Origin of the sequence: Nonomuraea sp. NPDC048881 (genome assembly GCF_040649795.1) — a bacterium.
Classification (GTDB): Bacteria; Actinomycetota; Actinomycetes; order Streptosporangiales; family Streptosporangiaceae; genus Nonomuraea.
This window is the reverse complement of the sequence record NZ_JBEZGC010000003.1, coordinates 860469-876071: the sequence shown is the minus strand read 5'-3', so window position 1 is coordinate 876071 and position 15603 is coordinate 860469. Positions and strand designations below refer to the sequence as shown.

The following is a 15603-nucleotide window of genomic DNA, read 5'->3' as shown; positions in this document are numbered from 1 at the left end:
ATGAAGCAGTCCATGGGCGGCGGAACCGCCGGGCTCGACCTGCGCTCGACGCGCACCCCGCGCTTCGTCAGCCAGAACCTGGTGGTCGTGGAGACCGAGGCGACGATGACGATCGAGGGCGAGGAGCACCGCATGCACTACGCCGACCTGCTGGTGCGCACCGAGGACGGGTGGGCGTTCCAGACCATGGTCCAGGGCGGCTGGGGGCACGACTGGCCGTCCGCCAGGCGCGGCTGACCCCGCCGCCCCCTGGTCAGGGCGCACCCGACCGGGCGCTACCGGACGCCGCCGCGGGTCATCCGCGCGGCGGCGCCCCGGAGCAGCCCGGGAGCCAGCCGGCGATGGATCGCCGACAGGGGCGGCCACACGACGCGCCCGAGGCGCCGGTCATGGCGCAGGAGGGTGGTCAGCGACACCCGCCCGTCCGCCGCCCGGACGATGAGGTTGGCGGCCAGTTGGGGTCGGGGCGGTGGGAGGGCCACCGGCGGCGTGGGGCAGGGGAGTCGTCGTAGCGCAGGTGGGCGGTGTGGCGCGCTGCGCTGCGCGGATCTTCTCGCCGCGGTCCTCGCGCGGCGGCGTGTACGGCATGCGCAGATACGAGCAGATCACCCGGACCGGGGCCTGAGCGTTGCCGAGCTGCTCGACGGCCTTGGTGGAGAGCTCGTCGAGGCCGCCGACAAGAAGGTCCTCACCAAGACCATCGCCCGCTACGGACGCGTCGACTTTCTCTGCATCGACGAGCTGGGATATATGGAGCTGGACCGGCACGGCGCCGAGCTCCTCTTCCAGGTTCTGACCGAGCGGGAGGAGAAGAACAGCGTCGCCATCGCGTCCAACGAGTCGTTCTCGGGCTGGACCCGCACCTTCACTGACCCGCGTCTTTGCGCCGCGACCGTCGATCGCCTCACCTTCGACGGCAACATCATCGAGACCGTCCCCGACTTCTACCGGCTCGCCCAAACCCGAGCCCGCGCCGAAGCGTGACCATCAGGTGGGCAGAGACTCCGCACTCTCCCCCCGCCGGCCAGACCAGGATCGCGGTCGACTACGCCACGAACATCGCGGCCGCCCAGCAGATACTCGCCCAGAAGTTCACCCAGCTGGCCGCTGCTGAGGGGTGCCGAACGTGGCCTTGATGGCCTGCCTGATCGTGGTCGCCAACGGCCCGCCGTTGGCGACCACGACACGCACGCCGCCCACCACGTTCCCGTGCCAGGCCGCGCATCTCAGCAACGGCGCCCTGACCCACAACTACCGCTAGGGCCGGTCACGCAGGCGCGTTCAGCCGGCCGACCTGCCCCAAGAGATGCTGTACCCCGTCGGCAGGAAGGGCGTCCGGGAACACCTCGATCAAGGTGACGGGCGGGCGGTTGTGCGTCCACGTCCCCGCGGGGCACGCCAGTGGAGGTGAGCAGCTGTTGACCCGCCCGGCGGCCGGGCGGGAGAGGTCATCCGGTGATGGGCACGCCGCGCATCGGGGTGAACCCGAACAGGTTCACGTCCACGCTGGTCACGTCGGCCGGTGGGGCGGTCATCAGCACGAACATCCGGATCTGCTCGCCCGCTCCCAGCGATTTCAGCACCGTGGTGGAGCAGACGCAGTGCCGGGGCACGTCGAGGCGGCCGGGCGTGGTCAGCGGGAAGTAGCGCGTGTGAGCCGCGTCGGTCAGCGCGAGCCAGAAGAAGTCGAGCTTGTAGCCGTAGATCCCGGCCTGCTGGTCGACGTCGGTGTCCCAGGCTCCCCTCTCCAAGGAGACCTTGTCACCGCCGCCGGCGTGGCGGAAGGTGACGGTGGCGATGAGGGTCCTGTCGCTGATACGTCTCAGCTCTTGCAGGTCAGCCTTGAGGCCGGTCAGCTCGCGCAGGCCAGTGGCCGTCGAAACCGTCGCGGTCGCCGTCGCGGTCGCCGTCGCGGTCGCCGTCGCGGTCGCCGTGGTGGACGGCGTCGGGACGGGCGTGCGGGGCGCGCCGGCCGGCTTGGGCAGCCGCTGGAAGATCACCTCGACCCGCCGGTTGCGGGCGCGGGCGGCGTCGGAGGTCGCCGCCACGGCGGGTTCCATCTCGCCTTTGCCCTCCACCTGCAAGGGGGTCGGGCCGACGAGGCCGGTCAGCGCCTTCTGCACAGCTTTGGCCCGCCGTAGGGACAGGTCCATGTTGTAGGCGTCGTCGCCCACGTCGTCGGTGTGCCCGACGACCCGCACGTCTCCCCGGGCCTCGGTTCGCACGCGGTCCGCGACGCGCTGCAGTGTCTTCCTGGCGCGGGCGGTGAGGGTGGCCTTGTCGAAGGCGAACAGGACGTCGGTGTTGAGCGCGAGCTCCACCTGCTGGTCCGACTCGGTCACCGAGGTGGTGGTGGCGTTGGAGCGGGTGGCGAGCGGGACGGTGAGCGGGAAGGCGGCGGCGATGGCGGCGGCGTCCGGCTCGCCGTCCAGGCGTGGGCCGGTGCCGGCGGGGCTGATCGGCAGGGGCGCGGTCAACCCGGCGCTGTCGAAGCCGACGGCCAGACTGGTGGTCTCCGGCGGCACCTGGTAGGTGGCCCACATCAGCGCGGGACTGCCGGGGGTGGCCTTGGCGAGCGGCCCGGAGTAGCTGCACAGGCAGCGGGCCCGTACCTCGGCGTTGTCCTTCTTCATCGGGTAGTAGACGGAGAAGCGCGGGTCGTCCAGAAGGTAGAAGCCGGAGGCGGCCTGGATGTAGTCGTAGGGGGTGTCCCCGGCAAGCTGGCCCGCGTGGAAGCCCTCCAGACGGACCTCGTCCTGGTCGGCGCTGATCCGAAATCGCGCGGTGACGGCGTTGGGGGCGCTGCGTTCCAGCCCGATCACGTCGATGCGGGCCGTGGCCAGGCCGTCGGTGTGGCCGTCGCCGTACAGCGTGGCCAGCGCTGGAGCGTCGGCGGGCGGCGTGCCGCCGGCGGGGGTGGTGGCAGCGGGCGTGGTGGACGGGATGACGGATGGCTCTCGTGCGGTTGCCACCGGCGCCGACGGGAGGGAGCAGCCACAGAGGGAGAGCAGCGCCACGACCAGAATCCGGCCGCTCGCTGAAAGCCTGCCAAAGTTCATGATCCGCCATTAAATCAGCATTGATTTACCGCTTTCACGCGTCCGGTCGAGGATCGCACGACACAGCAACGACCCCGCTTTTCGGTGCAGCGCCATGCCGAAACGCGGCATCTGTCATCCCCCGGCCCCGGGAATGTCACCGACACGCATTTCCGTGTTCACCATCGTTCGCCCTTCGGAGGCTCCTGCGACGTTGCCCACCCCTTCTCCAGTTAGGTGATCTTCTGGTCCCCGGAACGATAGAGTCGCCTGCCACCGCGGCAATAGGGGAAGGTGCACGATGAGATCGGTGATGTCCGTCTTAGGGGCGACCGCTGGTGTTGTTCTGATGGCTCTGGCTTCGGGCGGCTGCAGCGGGGCCGGCCCGTCCGCCCAGCGGGCCACCGAGCAAGCTCGCCGGAGCGAGTCACCCTCCGCTCCGGTGGCGCCGGCCACCGGTCGAGCACCTCTGGGCAGGCGGGCGCTGGCGATCGGCGCCAAGGTCTCGGTCGACCTGCTGGCCCTGGACCGGGTCTCCCCGACGGCTGTCGTGGCCCGATGGCGGGTGCAGAACGACCTGCGGGAGGACTACTCCTTCAGCGCGAGCTTGGCCGTGCCCTGGAACAGCGCCGACATCGGTTCGAACGCGATCGGCGGCGTGTCCCTGCTCGACAGCGCCCACGGCCGCTAATACTTCCCGCGCGCCTACCGCAACGGCGACTGCCAGTGCACGCGGGGCTGGCCGACCGTCAAGGCGGGCCAGGAGCAGGAGCTGGTGGCCGTCTTCCCCGCTCCGCCCGCCGACATCACGCATCTGGACGTGATCTTCCCGCAGGCGCCGCCGTTCCTCGACGTCCCGCTGGGGGAGGCCGCGCCGACGCCCTTGCGGGTCGACGACGGCGGTGGAGATCCGGTGGATCCCAACTCCAGCCGGGTCGGTGAGCCGGTGGTGCTGTCGATCGTCAACCAGGTCGAGCAGGCGGGCGCGGCACAGGACGACGACGGGCGGCAGGTGTCGGTGCGGCTCTCGACGGACGTGCTGTTCGCCGTGAACAAGGCGGACCTGTCGCCCAAGGCTCGGACCGTGCTGAAGGACGTGGCCGCTCAGATCGACCGCTCCAGGGGCGAGGAGGTCGCCGTCGACGGCCACACCGACGACACCGGCACCGACGGCGTCAACGACCCGTTGTCCCGGCGGCGGGCCCGCAGCGTACAGAACGCCCTGGAGAAGCTGGTGACCCGCTCGGGCGTCGCCTACCGGGCGCGAGGCCACGGCTCGCACGAACCGATCGCGTCGCCGGTGCTCGGCACCGCGCCCGCCGGCAAGGCGCCCGACATCGAGAGCGACCGGAACTGGCCGCGCCGGGCCGAGGTCCGCATCAACGAGCTGACCAGAGACGCAGGCGGCTACGTGAACCTCGTGTGGACCATCCGCAACGACGACGACATCCCGATCAACGCCTGGTCCTCCTCCTACGACTGGGGCGGGGTGTACGCCGAGGCAAGCACGAGCGGTGCGGCCCTCGTCGACGGCCCGCGCCGCTACCGGCCGCTGCGTGACGCCAAGCACAACGTCGGCGTCGGCCCCTACCTGCTGTCGGTGCTCCGCCCGGAATACCTGGTGGCCAAGGGCGAGGAGTACACGTTGTGGGCGATGTTCAAGCCGCCCGCGGACGTGCGATCCGTCACCGTGCGGATCCCGGGCTTCGAACCAGTCGCCGACCTGCCCATCCGATGACTGTGAGGTGACCCTGAGCCCGTACATCCGATCTTGGGGCGGCATCGGAATACGGCAGAGAGTGGCCGCGTCCGCACCTCGCCGCACCTCGCCGCACCCAGCGGATGCGAAGGGTCCCGGCGACGGGCCGTGGCACGGCGCCGGGACCGAATCTGCACTGGGGACTACGTCATGGCGTTGAGCTGGCACGATGCGCTTCGGCTGAGCAGACGGTATGCGGGTCTGTCCCCTCAGCCTTGAGGCGGCCCGTTTCCGCCGTATTCCGGTGCTACCCGATCTTCGGCGGCTCCCGGGTGTCCGGCCTCATCCGCCCGTCATGACGACGCTGCGGACGTCCGCCGGACGTTTGAGGAGCTTGTAGGCGTGGGCCAGGTCGGCGACCCGCTGGAGCTCTGACAGGTCCAGCTTGGCCGGGTAGGAACCGAGCATGACGTCCGCGAGTTGCGGGCGGGTGATCCTCATGTAGGTGGGTAGCACGTCGCGCGCCTGCTGCGGATCGTCCGCGATCAGGCGTTGCGCCTTCGCCAGCGCGCGCTGGAAGGCGGCCAGCGTGCGGGGGTTGTGCCGGGTCCACTCGCCCGTGGCCATCATGCCCGCGGTGTGCAGGCCGGAGAAGCTCTGGGTCATGGCGTCCTCCAGGATCCGCGCGTGTCCGTTCTCGCGGCCGGCGGTGATGTACGGCTCGGCGAGCAGGGCCGCGTCCACCTGTCCCCTGTCCAGCAGGCCGAGCATCTGGGGGTAGGGCCACTCGACCAGGACGACGTCCCCCAACGTCAGCCCGGCCCTGTCCAGCGCCGCCCTCAGCGCCAGCGGTCCGAGCCCTGCGATGTTCGGCACTGCTATCTTCTTGCGCCTGAGCCCGGCCGTGCTCGTGATCTTCGATTTGGCGTTGGCGACGATCGCGTAGCTGCCCTGCGCGGCTTGGTACATGCTGGTGACGATCTTGAGTTGCTTGCCTGCCTCGTTCGCCGCGAAGGCCATGGCGTAGTCGGTCTGCGCCAGGTCCAGCTCGCCCTTGCCGACCTGGTGCACCGCGGCGGCGGGGCCGGTCACGACCACCGGCTCGACCGTCAGCCCCTCCTCCTGGAAGTAGCCCTTGGCCAGGGCCACGAACACGGGCGCGGACTCCACGGTCGGCACCACGCCGACCTTGATCAAGGACTGCTCGGGCGAACCGGCCGGCCGGGTGGCGGCACGCGGCTCGGACGACAGCGCCCGTACCCCGACAGTGGCGGCGAGCACGGTGACGACGACCATGGCGACCGCCGTGAGCGTCATGAAGTTGCGCCGTCTGCGCCGGTGGATCGCGATCGTCCTGGCGCCCAGGTCGCGTTCGGGCATGTCGTCGGCGATGCGGCCGAGCTGTTGTCTGAGCCAGGTCATCGGCGGGTCCCCTCGTGACGGGTCGGGCGGTCCAGTTCGGGCAGTCGCGGCGCGAGTTCAGGCGCCAGCGCCCTCAGGCGGACCAGCGCGTGGTGCGCCTGGCTCTTGACTGTGCCGACCGAGCAGCCCAGCAGGTCGGCGACCTCCCGTTCGGTGCGGTCCTCGTAGAAGCGCAGGACGAGCACCGCGCGCTGTTTGGGCGTCAGCCGCATGAGCGCCTGGTGCAGCATGATCCGCAACACGGCGCCGTCCTCGGAGGAGTACGCGCGTTCGGGCGGCACGGCGCTCAGCACCTCGCTGGAGCGTCGGCGACGCCGCCATGAGATGTGCTGGTTCACCATGATCTTTCGCGCGTACGCGTCGAGGTTGTCGATGTGGCGTAACTTCGGCCACCGTCCGATCATGCGGAGCAGCACGCCTTGCAGGAGGTCCTCGGCGAGGTGGACCTCTCCGGTGAGCAAATAGGCCAGACGCATCAACGGACGTTGGTGAGCATTGACGAACGCCAGGAAACCGGTATCACGATCCAACGTCTCTCCCTGATCTAGGTACCCTCCCAACGCCGTGGACGCCGCAAAAGGTTGGCACTCCTGAGAGGCTGACGCACGAAAAGAATCTCGTTCTTCTGATCCGTCAAGGACGTCGGCCGGCCCGCTGTTATCTGGAATCAGGAGGGATATGTCGGCTATGTGTAGACTTCCGGGTTCATGAAGATGCGCTTACTGATGGCCGCCGCCACGCTGGCCATGACGTTATCGGCGTGCCAGTTCGGCCCCGCCCGGTCCACCCCGTCCGGTTCGGGGCCCATCTCCTCCAGTGCGCCGGTGGCGCCGGCGTCCGCGTCCGCCCCGCCCGATCAGGTGCTGGCCGGCCGGGAGGGCAGCGTGGAGGGCAGACGGTTCCGCATCGACGTGGTCCAGTTGGTACGGCGGGACCGGTTCGTCAATCTCACCTTCACCCTCGCCCTGACCGGCGGCGACGGCTGGCAGGTGCACAACGCCTTCTCCGCCGTGCCGCAGGCGAACCCCACCATCGACGGCGTCTACCTGATCGACACGGTCAACGCCAAGAAGCATCTCGTCGCGCTGGACAGCGCGGGCGGTTGCGTGTGCAGCCGGACGAAGGACCTGTCGCTCAACCCGGGGGACACGGCGGTCTTCTCCGCGACCTTCGCCGCCCCTCCGGAGGGCGTGAAGTCCCTGGACGTCCACATCCCCCACGCCGGGACGCTGGCCGATGTCCCCCTTTCCTGATCTCCTGCTCGTGGTGTCGCTGCTCACGCCGACGCCCCGCCCGCCCGTCCAGGTGCCCGTCAACACCGCTCCGCCCGCCACCGCGCCGATCCTGGACCTGAACGGCGAGCCGCGCGACATCACTGCCGGCGTCCTGGACATCGGGGAGCGCATTTCCAATCTGGACGAGTCCCTGATCCAGGAGACCCGCGGCGCCCGCGACAAGATCATCGTGGCGGCGGACGTGCTGTTCGCCTTCGACAAGGCCACCCTCACCACCAAGGCCAGGGGCCGGCTGGCGGAGACAGCCAGGCTGCTCAAGGCCAAGGCGCACGGCAAGCAGGTGCGCGTGGACGGCTACACCGACGCCAAGGGCTCCGACGCCTACAACCAGGCGCTCTCCCGGGCCCGCGCCCAGGCCGTACGGCGGGCCTTGACCAAGCTCCTGGCCGGCTCCGGGATCACTCTCACCGTGCAGGGCCATGGCGCGGCTGATCCGGTGGCGCCCAACACCACGCCCGAAGGCGCCGACAGCCCCGCCGGCCGGGCCAAGAACCGCCGCGTGGAGATCAGCTTCCCTCGCTGACCTCGCGCTCGGCGGTTGCGGGCTGCCGGTCAGGTTCCGGGCTGCCCGGTCAGGTTCCGGGCACAGGCGGAGAGCAGTGCGGCCAGGTGCCCCACCTCCTCGGCCGGGAAGCCGGCGGTCATGCGCCGCTCCACGTCGAGCACGATCGCGTCGGCCTGTTCCAGCAGATCTCGGCCGGGGCCGGTGAGCGTGATCGGCAGCGCGCGGCCGACGTCCGGGCGTTCGGCGACGGAGACCAGGCCGGCCGCGGTGAGGCCGGCGAGCACGTCGCGCAGGGACTGGCGGGTCACGAAGGTACGGCGGGCCAGCTCGGCGGCCGGCACTCCCGGGGCGTCCGCCAGGGCCCGCAGCAGCGCGTACTGGGCGATGGACAGCCCCAGCGGTCGCAGCCGCTCCTCGGTGGAGCGGCGGAACGCCTGGTCGACCTGCTTGACCAAGTAGCCGATACGTTCCCGGACATCCTCTTGACTCATGACAGGAACCTTACACATAATCGATGCATGTAAGGAACCTGACACAAGGAGGGGTCATGCCGTCCACCACGATCACCACCGACGCTCCCGTCGCCACCCTGATCAACGTCTTCGCCGTGCGGGCAGACCGTCAGCCCGAACTCGTCGGCCTGCTGACGCGGGCCACCGAAGACGTCATGCGGCACCTGCCCGGGTTCGTCTCCGCCAACATCCACGCCAGCGTCGACGGCACCCGGGTGGTCAACTACGCCCAGTGGCGGTCGGCGGACGATTTCCACGCCATGCTCGCCGTCCCGGAGGCGCAGGTGCACATGCGCCAGGCCGCCGCCCTGGCCGACCACTTCGACCCTCACCTGCACACCGTGGAGTCGATCCACCACCGCTGATCCCGCGGCGACCGCGACCGGGCACTCCGGGGGCGGCGTGTCCGCGCACGCGCCGGCGTCAAGGGGCGATCTCGCGGGTCAGGAGTCCGGCCCGGTCCGCGGCGGCCCGGCGTTGACGTCGGCGATCGAGGCGCGAAGCTTGGTCACCAGCCGCTCCAGGGTGCGCACCTCCTCGGCGTCCCAGTCCGCGGTGAACCGCATCCAACGTTTCCGGCCGGCGGCCTCCAGTCGGGCCAGCTCCCGCCGGCCGTCCTCGGTGAGGGTGATCGGGCTGGCCCGCCGGTCGTTCTGGTCGGCGGTCGCCCGCACGAGCCCCTGACTGGCCAGCGTCTGAATCTGCCGGGTCACCGACGACTGGTGCACGCCGAGTTCCTGGGCCAGATCGGAGGTTCGCGCCGGTTCCTTGGCGGCCAGGAGTTGCAGCGTGCGCAGCAGCCCCGCGCCGGGACGTTGCCGCCGCGCCCGCTCGATACCGTCGCTGAGCTGCAACAAGGCGTTCACCATCTGCTGGACGTCGTTCTCGCTCGGTCTCATGCCGTCAGTATACTTGCTTGCTGCATGCATATAATGTTAGCGTCGAAGACATGAACGCGATGCAGATCTCCTCCCAGCGCGCCACCCCCGTCTCCGTCGCCGTCTCCCCGCTGGCCCTCCGGCTGGCCAACGCCGCGGCCGGTCTCGGCGTCGCCCTGTTCGTCCTGACCATGGCCGTCGCCGCGCTCGGCGCCGCCCCCGGCGCCACCGTCTGGAACCGGGCCGGCGGCGTGCTCGCCGGTTCCCTGATCTGCCTGGCCATGATCAAGAAGGCCCAGGCCGGCAGCCGCGGCGCCTACACCCGGGTGCGGTGGATCACCGCCGTGGCCGGTGCGGCGATGATGGTCACCGCGGTGATCGCCGGCTCCTTCCCCCTGTGGTTCCGCGCCGAGCAGGCGGTGCACGCTCTGGTGATCGGGGCGCTGGCCTGCGCGCTCAACGCCCCGGCCCTGGCGGGCGCCCGTTCAGGCCGATCTCGGTGAGAACGGGCTCCGGCGCCGTCGTCACATCTGGGCCGATCCTCTGTGCAACGCGACCTCACGCGGGATAGGACAGTAGACGTGAGTCGGCAACTGGGCAGACGAGCCCTGTTCGGTGTGGGCGTCCTGGCCGGAGCTGCGGCGGCCTGCTCCTCCACCACAGCCCCCTCGCCGCCGCGGCACGCGCCCTCCTTCGACCCGCTGCCTTCTACCAGCGCAAGCGAGCCGAGAACAAGATCCATACCCCGGCCCTGCTGGCTCTGGCCCGACGCTTGGTCGATGTGCTGTGGGCCCTCCTGCGCAACAACCGGGTCTTCTCACCGCCGCTGACGCTGCGGCAACAGCGGCTCGATCATCGCCCACAGCTCGTCGCTGACCTCCCACGGCTTCAGCATGGCCACCCGCGCCCCTCTCGCTTGGCTACAGCGAGAAATCAAAGCACAACAGAGATCATTCTCTTAGGCGCTCTAAGCCCTCACCGGCGGACCCTCGGCTCAGGATGGTTCTCGTGCAGCAGGAAACCAATCCTGAGCGGCATCTGACGGCCTGGGAAGCGCCCGAAATCCTCGGTCTTCTGGCTGGGGGTCTTCTCCCGAACGTGTCCCCAGCCGCCAACTATCAGCCAGGAAAATCGGGCTCACATTGATCAGGCGCCGGTGCAACGTCGCCCGGTGAGGTGATCCAGACGGAAGCCGCCGCGAAAAATGACCCGGCTGACCCGACCAACGCCGCATTGGAGAAGCTCATCGAGACCTGTCTGGAACTGTCGACGTGCGCGCACCTCGCCGCGCTGCGGGCCTCCTGCAAAGATGCCCGCTCTCGTCCAGAGTTAATTGTGCGATCCTGCTTCCGCCTCCATTGCGGCAGTGCATCGCGCCAAGGAGAATCAAGGAGAGGCATCAGCGACCAGGCCGTGCCTGGAAAGTAACTTGGCCGCGGCGAAGGGGCGCTGATTGTTAGCATGGTCGGCAGCAAGAACGCCCCCGGCGTCAATGGCGACCGGGGGCGTAGCTGCCTGGCTTGCAAGGGGCAGGCCTAAATTATATCAAGCCACCCTATCTCACGCTTGATGAGGTTTGCCTCGTCACCTTCCAGCCAGGTTAGTTCGAGTTGTTCGCCATACCACTCGTAGCTGCCCTGCTCTAGCTCTCCGACACCGGGGTTGAGGAACCGGCGGACAGCCGTTGGCGCTGAGAAGGATCTTGAGCGCAGAGAACTGCGCGTGTGATCACCTCGGCGTTTCCAATCAGCTCGCGATCGGCCTCATCCAGCAGGCAGAACCGCTCCAGCTCCGCTTGGGCCGGCTCGCCGGCGAACCGCCCGTAGGTCGCCGGTTGATCATTCGGACAGGAACTCAACCGTCACATACCGTCATCGATAAGGATCAACTCGTCGCTACCGCTAACTCCTGAGGAGTTCATCCTCGACCCCCAGCTATAAGATCAGGCCGAACCCACGGATCGCCCGCGCATAGTGCCGGGAGAGCTCGCAGTCGATTCGAGATGACGCCGGCGCAGTCAGCACGCCGGCATCCCCTGTGTCCATGCCAAGCTCCGACGCCCGCTCCAGCGCCGATTCCCGAATCGCGGACGTGGTAGCACCGCGCAATGCCGCAGCTTGCACCGGCGCCAAGAAACGCGCCCCTTCCATCAGCTCGGACAGCTCGCGTAGGTCGGTGTCTGTGACGACCGCATGTGCCTCCGGCAGTTGCTGGCGCGTGCGCCTGCCGCCATCGGCCCGTACGAGCCTGATCAGCAGTCGCTGAAGCAACATCACTGGCCAGCCCAGCACCTGGCCGACTACCCGCCCGATCGACCCCGCCGCCTCGTAGGTGCCTGCTGGTGTGCCTTGCACGCCGAACATGGCGCCGATGCGTGTGTGCTGCTCCTCGCGCAGGTGCGATGCGCTGCCGCCACCGCCTTGCAGCGACTCACGCCACTGCGTCAGGGTCGTCAGCGCGGCCCCGATGATCAGCCCCTCATGGCCCTGGTCGGCGTAAGCACGGGCCAACAGAGCTACCCGATGTCGTGCAGGCAGCACTAGCCACGTCGGCAGCCCGATCACCAGTGACCTGTCTCTGAACCCGGTTCGAACATATTCACATGTCATTCCGAGATCCCTGACCGCCACGCTGGCCGGCGGCTGGACGTGCATGGCTCGCGCCACTGTCTCGGCCAGAGCGTGGAGTTCGGGAGCGGCTGACCGCTGCACCACCTCGGCGTCGACGGGTAAGCGGGGCGGCCGCGGACACATCAGTACGCCGACGCCTATGAGCACAGCCCCGATCATCCAGGCGAACAGGAAGTCCGCGTTGACATAGATGACCCGGACGCCCAGCGCGATCAGCGCCAAGGTGACGGCGTGAATCATCAGCGAGATCAGTACGGCCGCAGCCCTTCGGACAGCATCCACCTGCAAACTCCTGTTCATCTCAAGCGCAGCCGGGCCCACTTCCAAGGCGATGCTGCACCGCACGCTGTTCGATCGCCGTCAACGCTCCAGCTCATTCCCCATCCCGGACAAACTGGCCGTCCCCATTTTGGCGATCATGCATACCACCCCGGTGCCTCGTTGTCCCACCGTCGTTGCAGAGCGCGGCGCTCGACCAGGAGCAGCACCCACGCCGGTCTGGCCGCAGCCAAGGCTCGCGGCGTCCGACTCGGCCGCCCGCCCGCTATGCCCCCCGAGCAGGTCCGGCGCGCCCGCCCCTTGCTCGCCCAGTCCGACGCCACCGTCTCCTCGATCGCCCGGCTTCTGAACGTCAGCCGCTCCACGATCTGCAAGTATGTGCGCGAACTCGCCACGGCCGCCTTGCCGTCGACCAGCCAACGACGCGATCTGAGCTGGAAGCGGAGAGCTGATTTCCAGGTCAGGGCCTCCACGCTCCTTACTGCTTGTCTGCACTGAGCCCCGGCCCGTGTCCCCGCATTGCCGATCGTTGAGCCGTCAGCTGGCCCCTTGGGTCTGCCTCGCCACTGCGGCGCGAAGCGCCACACCGAACTGGTCCGGTGCGTCCAGCCATGGATGGTGCCCCGCGTTGGGGATGATGATGGTTTCGCAGCTGAGGCGTGTTCCGAGACGTCGTAGAGCATCAGCTGGGCGGCTGTCGCCGGCCCCGCCGATGATCACTGCGCCGGGTGGCAGCCGCTCGCGAAGTTCGTCCACGTGCGCTTCGAGCGGGTCGGCCTTCTTCGCTGCGTTGAGCTGGGCGTTCATCGCGTAGTTGATCGGCCGCAGCGTGCGGGCTGAGGCCAGCGCCCAATCCCATGCCCGAGTTCGGTCGGCGTGATCAGTGAGCCACGACAGCGTGAGGTACTCGATCTCCTCGGCGTCGGTGCGGGATTCGGTCGCATCGAGGTCATCGAGCCTGGTCTGCTGCTCGTCAGTGCGTCGTGCTCGCTGTGCTGCTTGGTCGGCTTCCCGCCAGGGATCGAGGAAGGGGCCGGCGATCTGGATCAGTCCGGCCACGCGCTCGGGATGGACCAGCAAGAAGTAGCTGGCCATGTTGGTGCCGAACGAATGTCCCACCAGAACAGCCTGGTCGTGTCCCCACGCATCGAGCAGCAACGCCAAGTCGTCAACATGACGGGCGATCGTGTGCTCTCCCTCCCAGCACGAGCCACCGGTACCGCGCTGGTCGTAGCGGTGGACCAGGCACAGGTCGTCGATGATGCCGGCGACCGGGGCGAGGTAGTCGGGGACTCCGGGCCCGCCGTGCACCATGACTACGGGAAACCTCTGCGAACTCGCCGGGCCTGCGGTCCACGTGCGTAGCTGTGCGCCGTCATCCAACTTGATCATGGACGCAGTCATGGAGGCGAGTGTAGTGCGGTCGGGGCCCAGCGAGACATGATCGCTTAACAGACAGTCGCCGGGTTGCAAGCGAGGAGCCGTTCTCCAGGTCAGAGCCTATATGGCGGCTGGTGCCACGGCACCCCTTCTTGGTTGCGAAGCCTCCTCAGCGCGTTGCCTGGTCCCGGCGTCGGCGTGCGGCGCGGATCTCGGCGTCGGCGATCTTGTCGTCGAGCAGCGCGTACAGCTGGGTGGTTTCGGTGGAGGCGTGGCCGAGGCGGCGGCGGACGGCTTCGATGGAGACGCCGGCGTTGATGAGTTCGGTGGCGTGGGCGTGGCGCAGCTGGTGGATGTCGATCTCGACGCCGGCCTGCGCGCAGTAGCTCTGCCAGCGGTGGCGGGCGGCGTCGTAGGACAGGGGTCCGCCGCGGCCGTTGATGGAGGCGCGGAACAGCGGCCCGGCGGTGTAGCCGGCGCGGGTCAGGTAGAGCTTGAGCAGGGCGACGTAGCCGCGGTCGTCCAGCAGGACGGTGCGAACGCTGCCGCCCTTGCCGTGGATGCGGACGTGTTCGTCGTCCAGGCGCAGGTCGAGGTCTTCGATGTAGAGGCCGCAGACTTCGGAGGCGCGGGCGCCGCACACGTAGGCGGTCTCGAACAGCACCCGATCGCGCAGCCGGTCCAGTGGCAGGTCCTTGCGCGGCCGCCGCGAGCAAATCGCGGCCAAGACCTTGGCGACGTCGGCGGCCGCGGCCGGGCGCGGCAGGCTCTTGGGCACCTTGACGGTGTCGATGCGGTCCATCGGGTTGGCGGCCAGGAGGTCGTGGCGGACGGCCCACTTGGCGAAGGAAGCGACGGCGGCGCGCTTGCGCTTACGGCTGGCCGGCGACAGGTCGGCGAGCTCGGCCAGGAACGCGCGAACCGACGCGGCAGACAGTTCGCCGATCTCCTCGCCATGGTGCGCGGCGAAGGCGATCAGGTCACCGCGGTAGGCGCGCCGGGTGTGCGCGGAGGCGCCGGCGTTGGCCAGATCGGTGAGGAAGTCGTCGAGATTGCGAGCGAGCGGGTGTGTGCGGCCGAGCTGCCCGACGATGACAGGATCCACCGTGCCGACCTCCGCCATCCACCGAGTTGCCAGATAACCGGGAAACGAAGCGTCCGCGCCGGACAATAGCCGCCCAGCTCACGCTACGTCGATGATCGCTATCTTGCCAGATAACAACAGTTATCTAAGAACTGGTCGTGCCCCACGCCTCTCTGGGCGAAAGAACGGAACCCGGCGTAACCACGTCTGGAAACCGCGATAGCAGGGGTTCACTGAACTGCGGGAATGCCGTTAACGTCGGATTCCGTTCCGAATCTCTTTCCGGCATATACGCACGCGGCCTGCCCATCGCTCCTGCTTCGGCGGTGCCGCACCGTCCGGGGAGGGGGCGGCCGTCGTTGCGCGGTTCTGGCCGGGGCCAGCCTGCGCTCGACCAGCTCCTCGGTGTGTCTGCGGACGGTTGTGATGCCGCGCAGACCGACCACCGCACGGTCCCGGCCACGGAGCCGGAACCGTGCGCGGAAGTGGTGCTACCCGAACTGATGCAGCCAGGCATCCAACTCGTCCATCACCGGTTCGGGGCTACTTCCGCGGTCGATCAGGACCGCTGCTGGGTGATGTTGACCATCCAGGTGATACCGAACCGGTCCACGAGCGAGCCGGCCTCGTCACCCCACAACTGCTTCTCCAAGGGCAACGTCACGGTGCCGCCGGCGGACAGCCTCTCGAAGTAGCCGCGGAGTTCGGCGTCGTCGCCGCCGAGGAAGACCGCAACGTTGTTGCCCGGGGTGTGGGGCATCTCTTCCCGGACGTCCCAACCCATCAGCGTGTAGCCGTCCGGGGTGCGGAGCGTGGCATGCATGATTCGGTCGGCGGGTGCGTCCGGCGAGCCGAACTCCTCGACCGGCCACACACGCACT

Annotated in this window: 19 protein-coding genes and 3 pseudogenes; 11 read left to right on the top strand and 11 right to left on the bottom strand. The window is 68.8% G+C overall.

Annotation, left to right across the window (positions count from 1 at the left end):
• Positions 1–237 (top strand): annotated as a pseudogene (locus tag AB0C33_RS15115) (nuclear transport factor 2 family protein); the annotation flags it as partial.
• A 38-nt stretch (positions 238–275) separates the two neighbouring features.
• Here AB0C33_RS15115 and AB0C33_RS15110 read toward each other — a convergent pair.
• Positions 276–482, bottom strand: coding sequence for a hypothetical protein (locus tag AB0C33_RS15110; RefSeq protein WP_358287539.1), 207 nt, complete (start codon positions 480–482; stop codon positions 276–278).
• A 7-nt stretch (positions 483–489) separates the two neighbouring features.
• Between AB0C33_RS15110 and AB0C33_RS15105 the strand changes: the two genes are divergently transcribed.
• Positions 490–984, top strand: a complete 495-nt coding sequence (locus tag AB0C33_RS15105) for an ATP-binding protein (protein WP_358287536.1) — start codon at positions 490–492, stop codon at positions 982–984.
• 142 nt (positions 985–1126) lie between these two features.
• Positions 1127–1261 carry a hypothetical protein gene (locus AB0C33_RS15100; protein WP_358287534.1) on the top strand — a complete coding sequence of 45 codons (135 nt, stop codon included), beginning with the start codon at positions 1127–1129 and terminating at the stop codon, positions 1259–1261.
• A 187-nt stretch (positions 1262–1448) separates the two neighbouring features.
• On the opposite strand, the gene AB0C33_RS15095 is transcribed toward AB0C33_RS15100, so the two are convergent.
• Positions 1449–2972, bottom strand: a complete 1524-nt coding sequence (locus AB0C33_RS15095; RefSeq protein WP_358287531.1) for an OmpA family protein — start codon at positions 2970–2972, stop codon at positions 1449–1451.
• Between the two features lie 415 nt (positions 2973–3387).
• Here AB0C33_RS15095 and AB0C33_RS15090 point away from each other — a divergent pair, with 415 nt between their 5' ends.
• Both AB0C33_RS15090 and AB0C33_RS15085 read left to right on the top strand, forming a co-directional pair.
• The gene (locus tag AB0C33_RS15090) at positions 3388–3729 is read left to right on the top strand and encodes a hypothetical protein (protein WP_358287528.1); all 342 of its coding nucleotides are present in this window, start codon (positions 3388–3390) and stop codon (positions 3727–3729) included.
• An 84-nt stretch (positions 3730–3813) separates the two neighbouring features.
• Entirely contained in the window at positions 3814–4776 is a 963-nt protein-coding gene (locus tag AB0C33_RS15085; protein ID WP_358287525.1) for an OmpA family protein, read from the top strand.
• Positions 4777–5079: 303 nt separating this feature from the next.
• Here the strand turns inward: AB0C33_RS15085 and AB0C33_RS15080 are convergent, their stop codons facing one another.
• Together AB0C33_RS15080 and AB0C33_RS15075 are read right to left on the bottom strand one after the other, a co-directional pair.
• Positions 5080–6159 (bottom strand): ABC transporter substrate-binding protein, encoded by a 1080-nt coding sequence (locus AB0C33_RS15080; protein WP_358287523.1) that lies wholly within the window; start codon positions 6157–6159, stop codon positions 5080–5082.
• Positions 6156–6689 carry a SigE family RNA polymerase sigma factor gene (locus tag AB0C33_RS15075; RefSeq protein ID WP_358287520.1) on the bottom strand — a complete coding sequence of 178 codons (534 nt, stop codon included), beginning with the start codon at positions 6687–6689 and terminating at the stop codon, positions 6156–6158. The genes AB0C33_RS15080 and AB0C33_RS15075 overlap by 4 nt, the downstream gene beginning before the upstream one ends.
• A 177-nt stretch (positions 6690–6866) precedes the next feature.
• On the opposite strand from AB0C33_RS15075, the gene AB0C33_RS15070 reads away from it, so the two are divergent.
• Together AB0C33_RS15070 and AB0C33_RS15065 are read left to right on the top strand one after the other, a co-directional pair.
• Complete coding sequence (locus AB0C33_RS15070; protein WP_358287517.1) at positions 6867–7412, top strand: hypothetical protein; 546 nt, start codon at positions 6867–6869, stop codon at positions 7410–7412.
• The gene (locus AB0C33_RS15065; protein WP_358287515.1) at positions 7396–7977 is read left to right on the top strand and encodes an OmpA family protein; all 582 of its coding nucleotides are present in this window, start codon (positions 7396–7398) and stop codon (positions 7975–7977) included. Before AB0C33_RS15070 ends, AB0C33_RS15065 begins: the two co-directional genes overlap by 17 nt.
• Before the next feature lie 29 nt (positions 7978–8006).
• On the opposite strand, the gene AB0C33_RS15060 is transcribed toward AB0C33_RS15065, so the two are convergent.
• On the bottom strand, positions 8007–8450 hold the full coding sequence (locus tag AB0C33_RS15060; protein ID WP_358287512.1) for a MarR family transcriptional regulator: 444 nt from the start codon (positions 8448–8450) through the stop codon (positions 8007–8009).
• Between the two features lie 56 nt (positions 8451–8506).
• Between AB0C33_RS15060 and AB0C33_RS15055 the strand changes: the two genes are divergently transcribed.
• Entirely contained in the window at positions 8507–8836 is a 330-nt protein-coding gene (locus tag AB0C33_RS15055; protein WP_358287509.1) for an antibiotic biosynthesis monooxygenase, read from the top strand.
• A 78-nt stretch (positions 8837–8914) separates the two neighbouring features.
• Here AB0C33_RS15055 and AB0C33_RS15050 read toward each other — a convergent pair whose 3' ends face one another.
• On the bottom strand, positions 8915–9370 hold the full coding sequence (locus AB0C33_RS15050) for a MarR family transcriptional regulator (RefSeq protein WP_358287506.1): 456 nt from the start codon (positions 9368–9370) through the stop codon (positions 8915–8917).
• Positions 9371–9420: 50 nt separating this feature from the next.
• Here AB0C33_RS15050 and AB0C33_RS15045 point away from each other — a divergent pair, with 50 nt between their 5' ends.
• Positions 9421–9852: a hypothetical protein gene (locus tag AB0C33_RS15045; RefSeq protein WP_358287503.1), complete on the top strand. Its 432-nt coding sequence runs from the start codon at positions 9421–9423 to the stop codon at positions 9850–9852.
• A gap of 194 nt (positions 9853–10046) precedes the next feature.
• Positions 10047–10172: pseudogene (locus tag AB0C33_RS15040) on the top strand (IS110 family transposase); the annotation flags it as partial.
• Positions 10173–11283: 1111 nt separating this feature from the next.
• Here the strand turns inward: AB0C33_RS15040 and AB0C33_RS15035 are convergent.
• The gene (locus tag AB0C33_RS15035) at positions 11284–12261 is read right to left on the bottom strand and encodes a hypothetical protein (RefSeq protein WP_358287592.1); all 978 of its coding nucleotides are present in this window, start codon (positions 12259–12261) and stop codon (positions 11284–11286) included.
• Between AB0C33_RS15035 and AB0C33_RS15030 the strand changes: the two genes are divergently transcribed.
• The gene (locus AB0C33_RS15030) at positions 12211–12756 is read left to right on the top strand and encodes a helix-turn-helix domain-containing protein (RefSeq protein WP_358287500.1); all 546 of its coding nucleotides are present in this window, start codon (positions 12211–12213) and stop codon (positions 12754–12756) included. The genes AB0C33_RS15035 and AB0C33_RS15030 overlap by 51 nt on opposite strands.
• A gap of 39 nt (positions 12757–12795) precedes the next feature.
• Here the strand turns inward: AB0C33_RS15030 and AB0C33_RS15025 are convergent, their stop codons facing one another.
• From AB0C33_RS15025 to AB0C33_RS15010, 4 genes and pseudogenes are all read right to left on the bottom strand, one after another.
• The gene (locus AB0C33_RS15025) at positions 12796–13662 is read right to left on the bottom strand and encodes an alpha/beta hydrolase (RefSeq protein WP_358287497.1); all 867 of its coding nucleotides are present in this window, start codon (positions 13660–13662) and stop codon (positions 12796–12798) included.
• A 145-nt stretch (positions 13663–13807) separates the two neighbouring features.
• Positions 13808–14743: a tyrosine-type recombinase/integrase gene (locus AB0C33_RS15020; protein WP_358287495.1), complete on the bottom strand. Its 936-nt coding sequence runs from the start codon at positions 14741–14743 to the stop codon at positions 13808–13810.
• A 209-nt stretch (positions 14744–14952) separates the two neighbouring features.
• Positions 14953–15198 (bottom strand): annotated as a pseudogene (locus AB0C33_RS15015) (hypothetical protein); the annotation flags it as partial.
• An 83-nt stretch (positions 15199–15281) separates the two neighbouring features.
• A complete protein-coding gene (locus AB0C33_RS15010; protein WP_358287492.1) occupies positions 15282–15602 on the bottom strand; it encodes a VOC family protein in 321 nt (106 codons plus the stop codon).
• Position 15603 lies beyond the last annotated feature (1 nt).

Bases quoted from the DNA above. Each gene is read 5' to 3' on its own strand.
- AB0C33_RS15090 (WP_358287528.1), top strand. From the start codon at position 3,388: ATGGCTCTGGCTTCGGGCGGCTGCAGCGGGGCCGGCCCGTCCGCCCAG.
- AB0C33_RS15080 (WP_358287523.1), bottom strand. From the start codon at position 6,159: ATGACCTGGCTCAGACAACAGCTCGGCCGCATCGCCGACGACATGCCC.
- AB0C33_RS15070 (WP_358287517.1), top strand. From the start codon at position 6,867: ATGAAGATGCGCTTACTGATGGCCGCCGCCACGCTGGCCATGACGTTA.
- AB0C33_RS15065 (WP_358287515.1), top strand. From the start codon at position 7,396: ATGTCCCCCTTTCCTGATCTCCTGCTCGTGGTGTCGCTGCTCACGCCG.
- AB0C33_RS15060 (WP_358287512.1), bottom strand. From the start codon at position 8,450: ATGAGTCAAGAGGATGTCCGGGAACGTATCGGCTACTTGGTCAAGCAG.
- AB0C33_RS15055 (WP_358287509.1), top strand. From the start codon at position 8,507: ATGCCGTCCACCACGATCACCACCGACGCTCCCGTCGCCACCCTGATC.
- AB0C33_RS15050 (WP_358287506.1), bottom strand. From the start codon at position 9,370: ATGAGACCGAGCGAGAACGACGTCCAGCAGATGGTGAACGCCTTGTTG.
- AB0C33_RS15045 (WP_358287503.1), top strand. From the start codon at position 9,421: ATGAACGCGATGCAGATCTCCTCCCAGCGCGCCACCCCCGTCTCCGTC.
- AB0C33_RS15025 (WP_358287497.1), bottom strand. From the start codon at position 13,662: ATGACTGCGTCCATGATCAAGTTGGATGACGGCGCACAGCTACGCACG.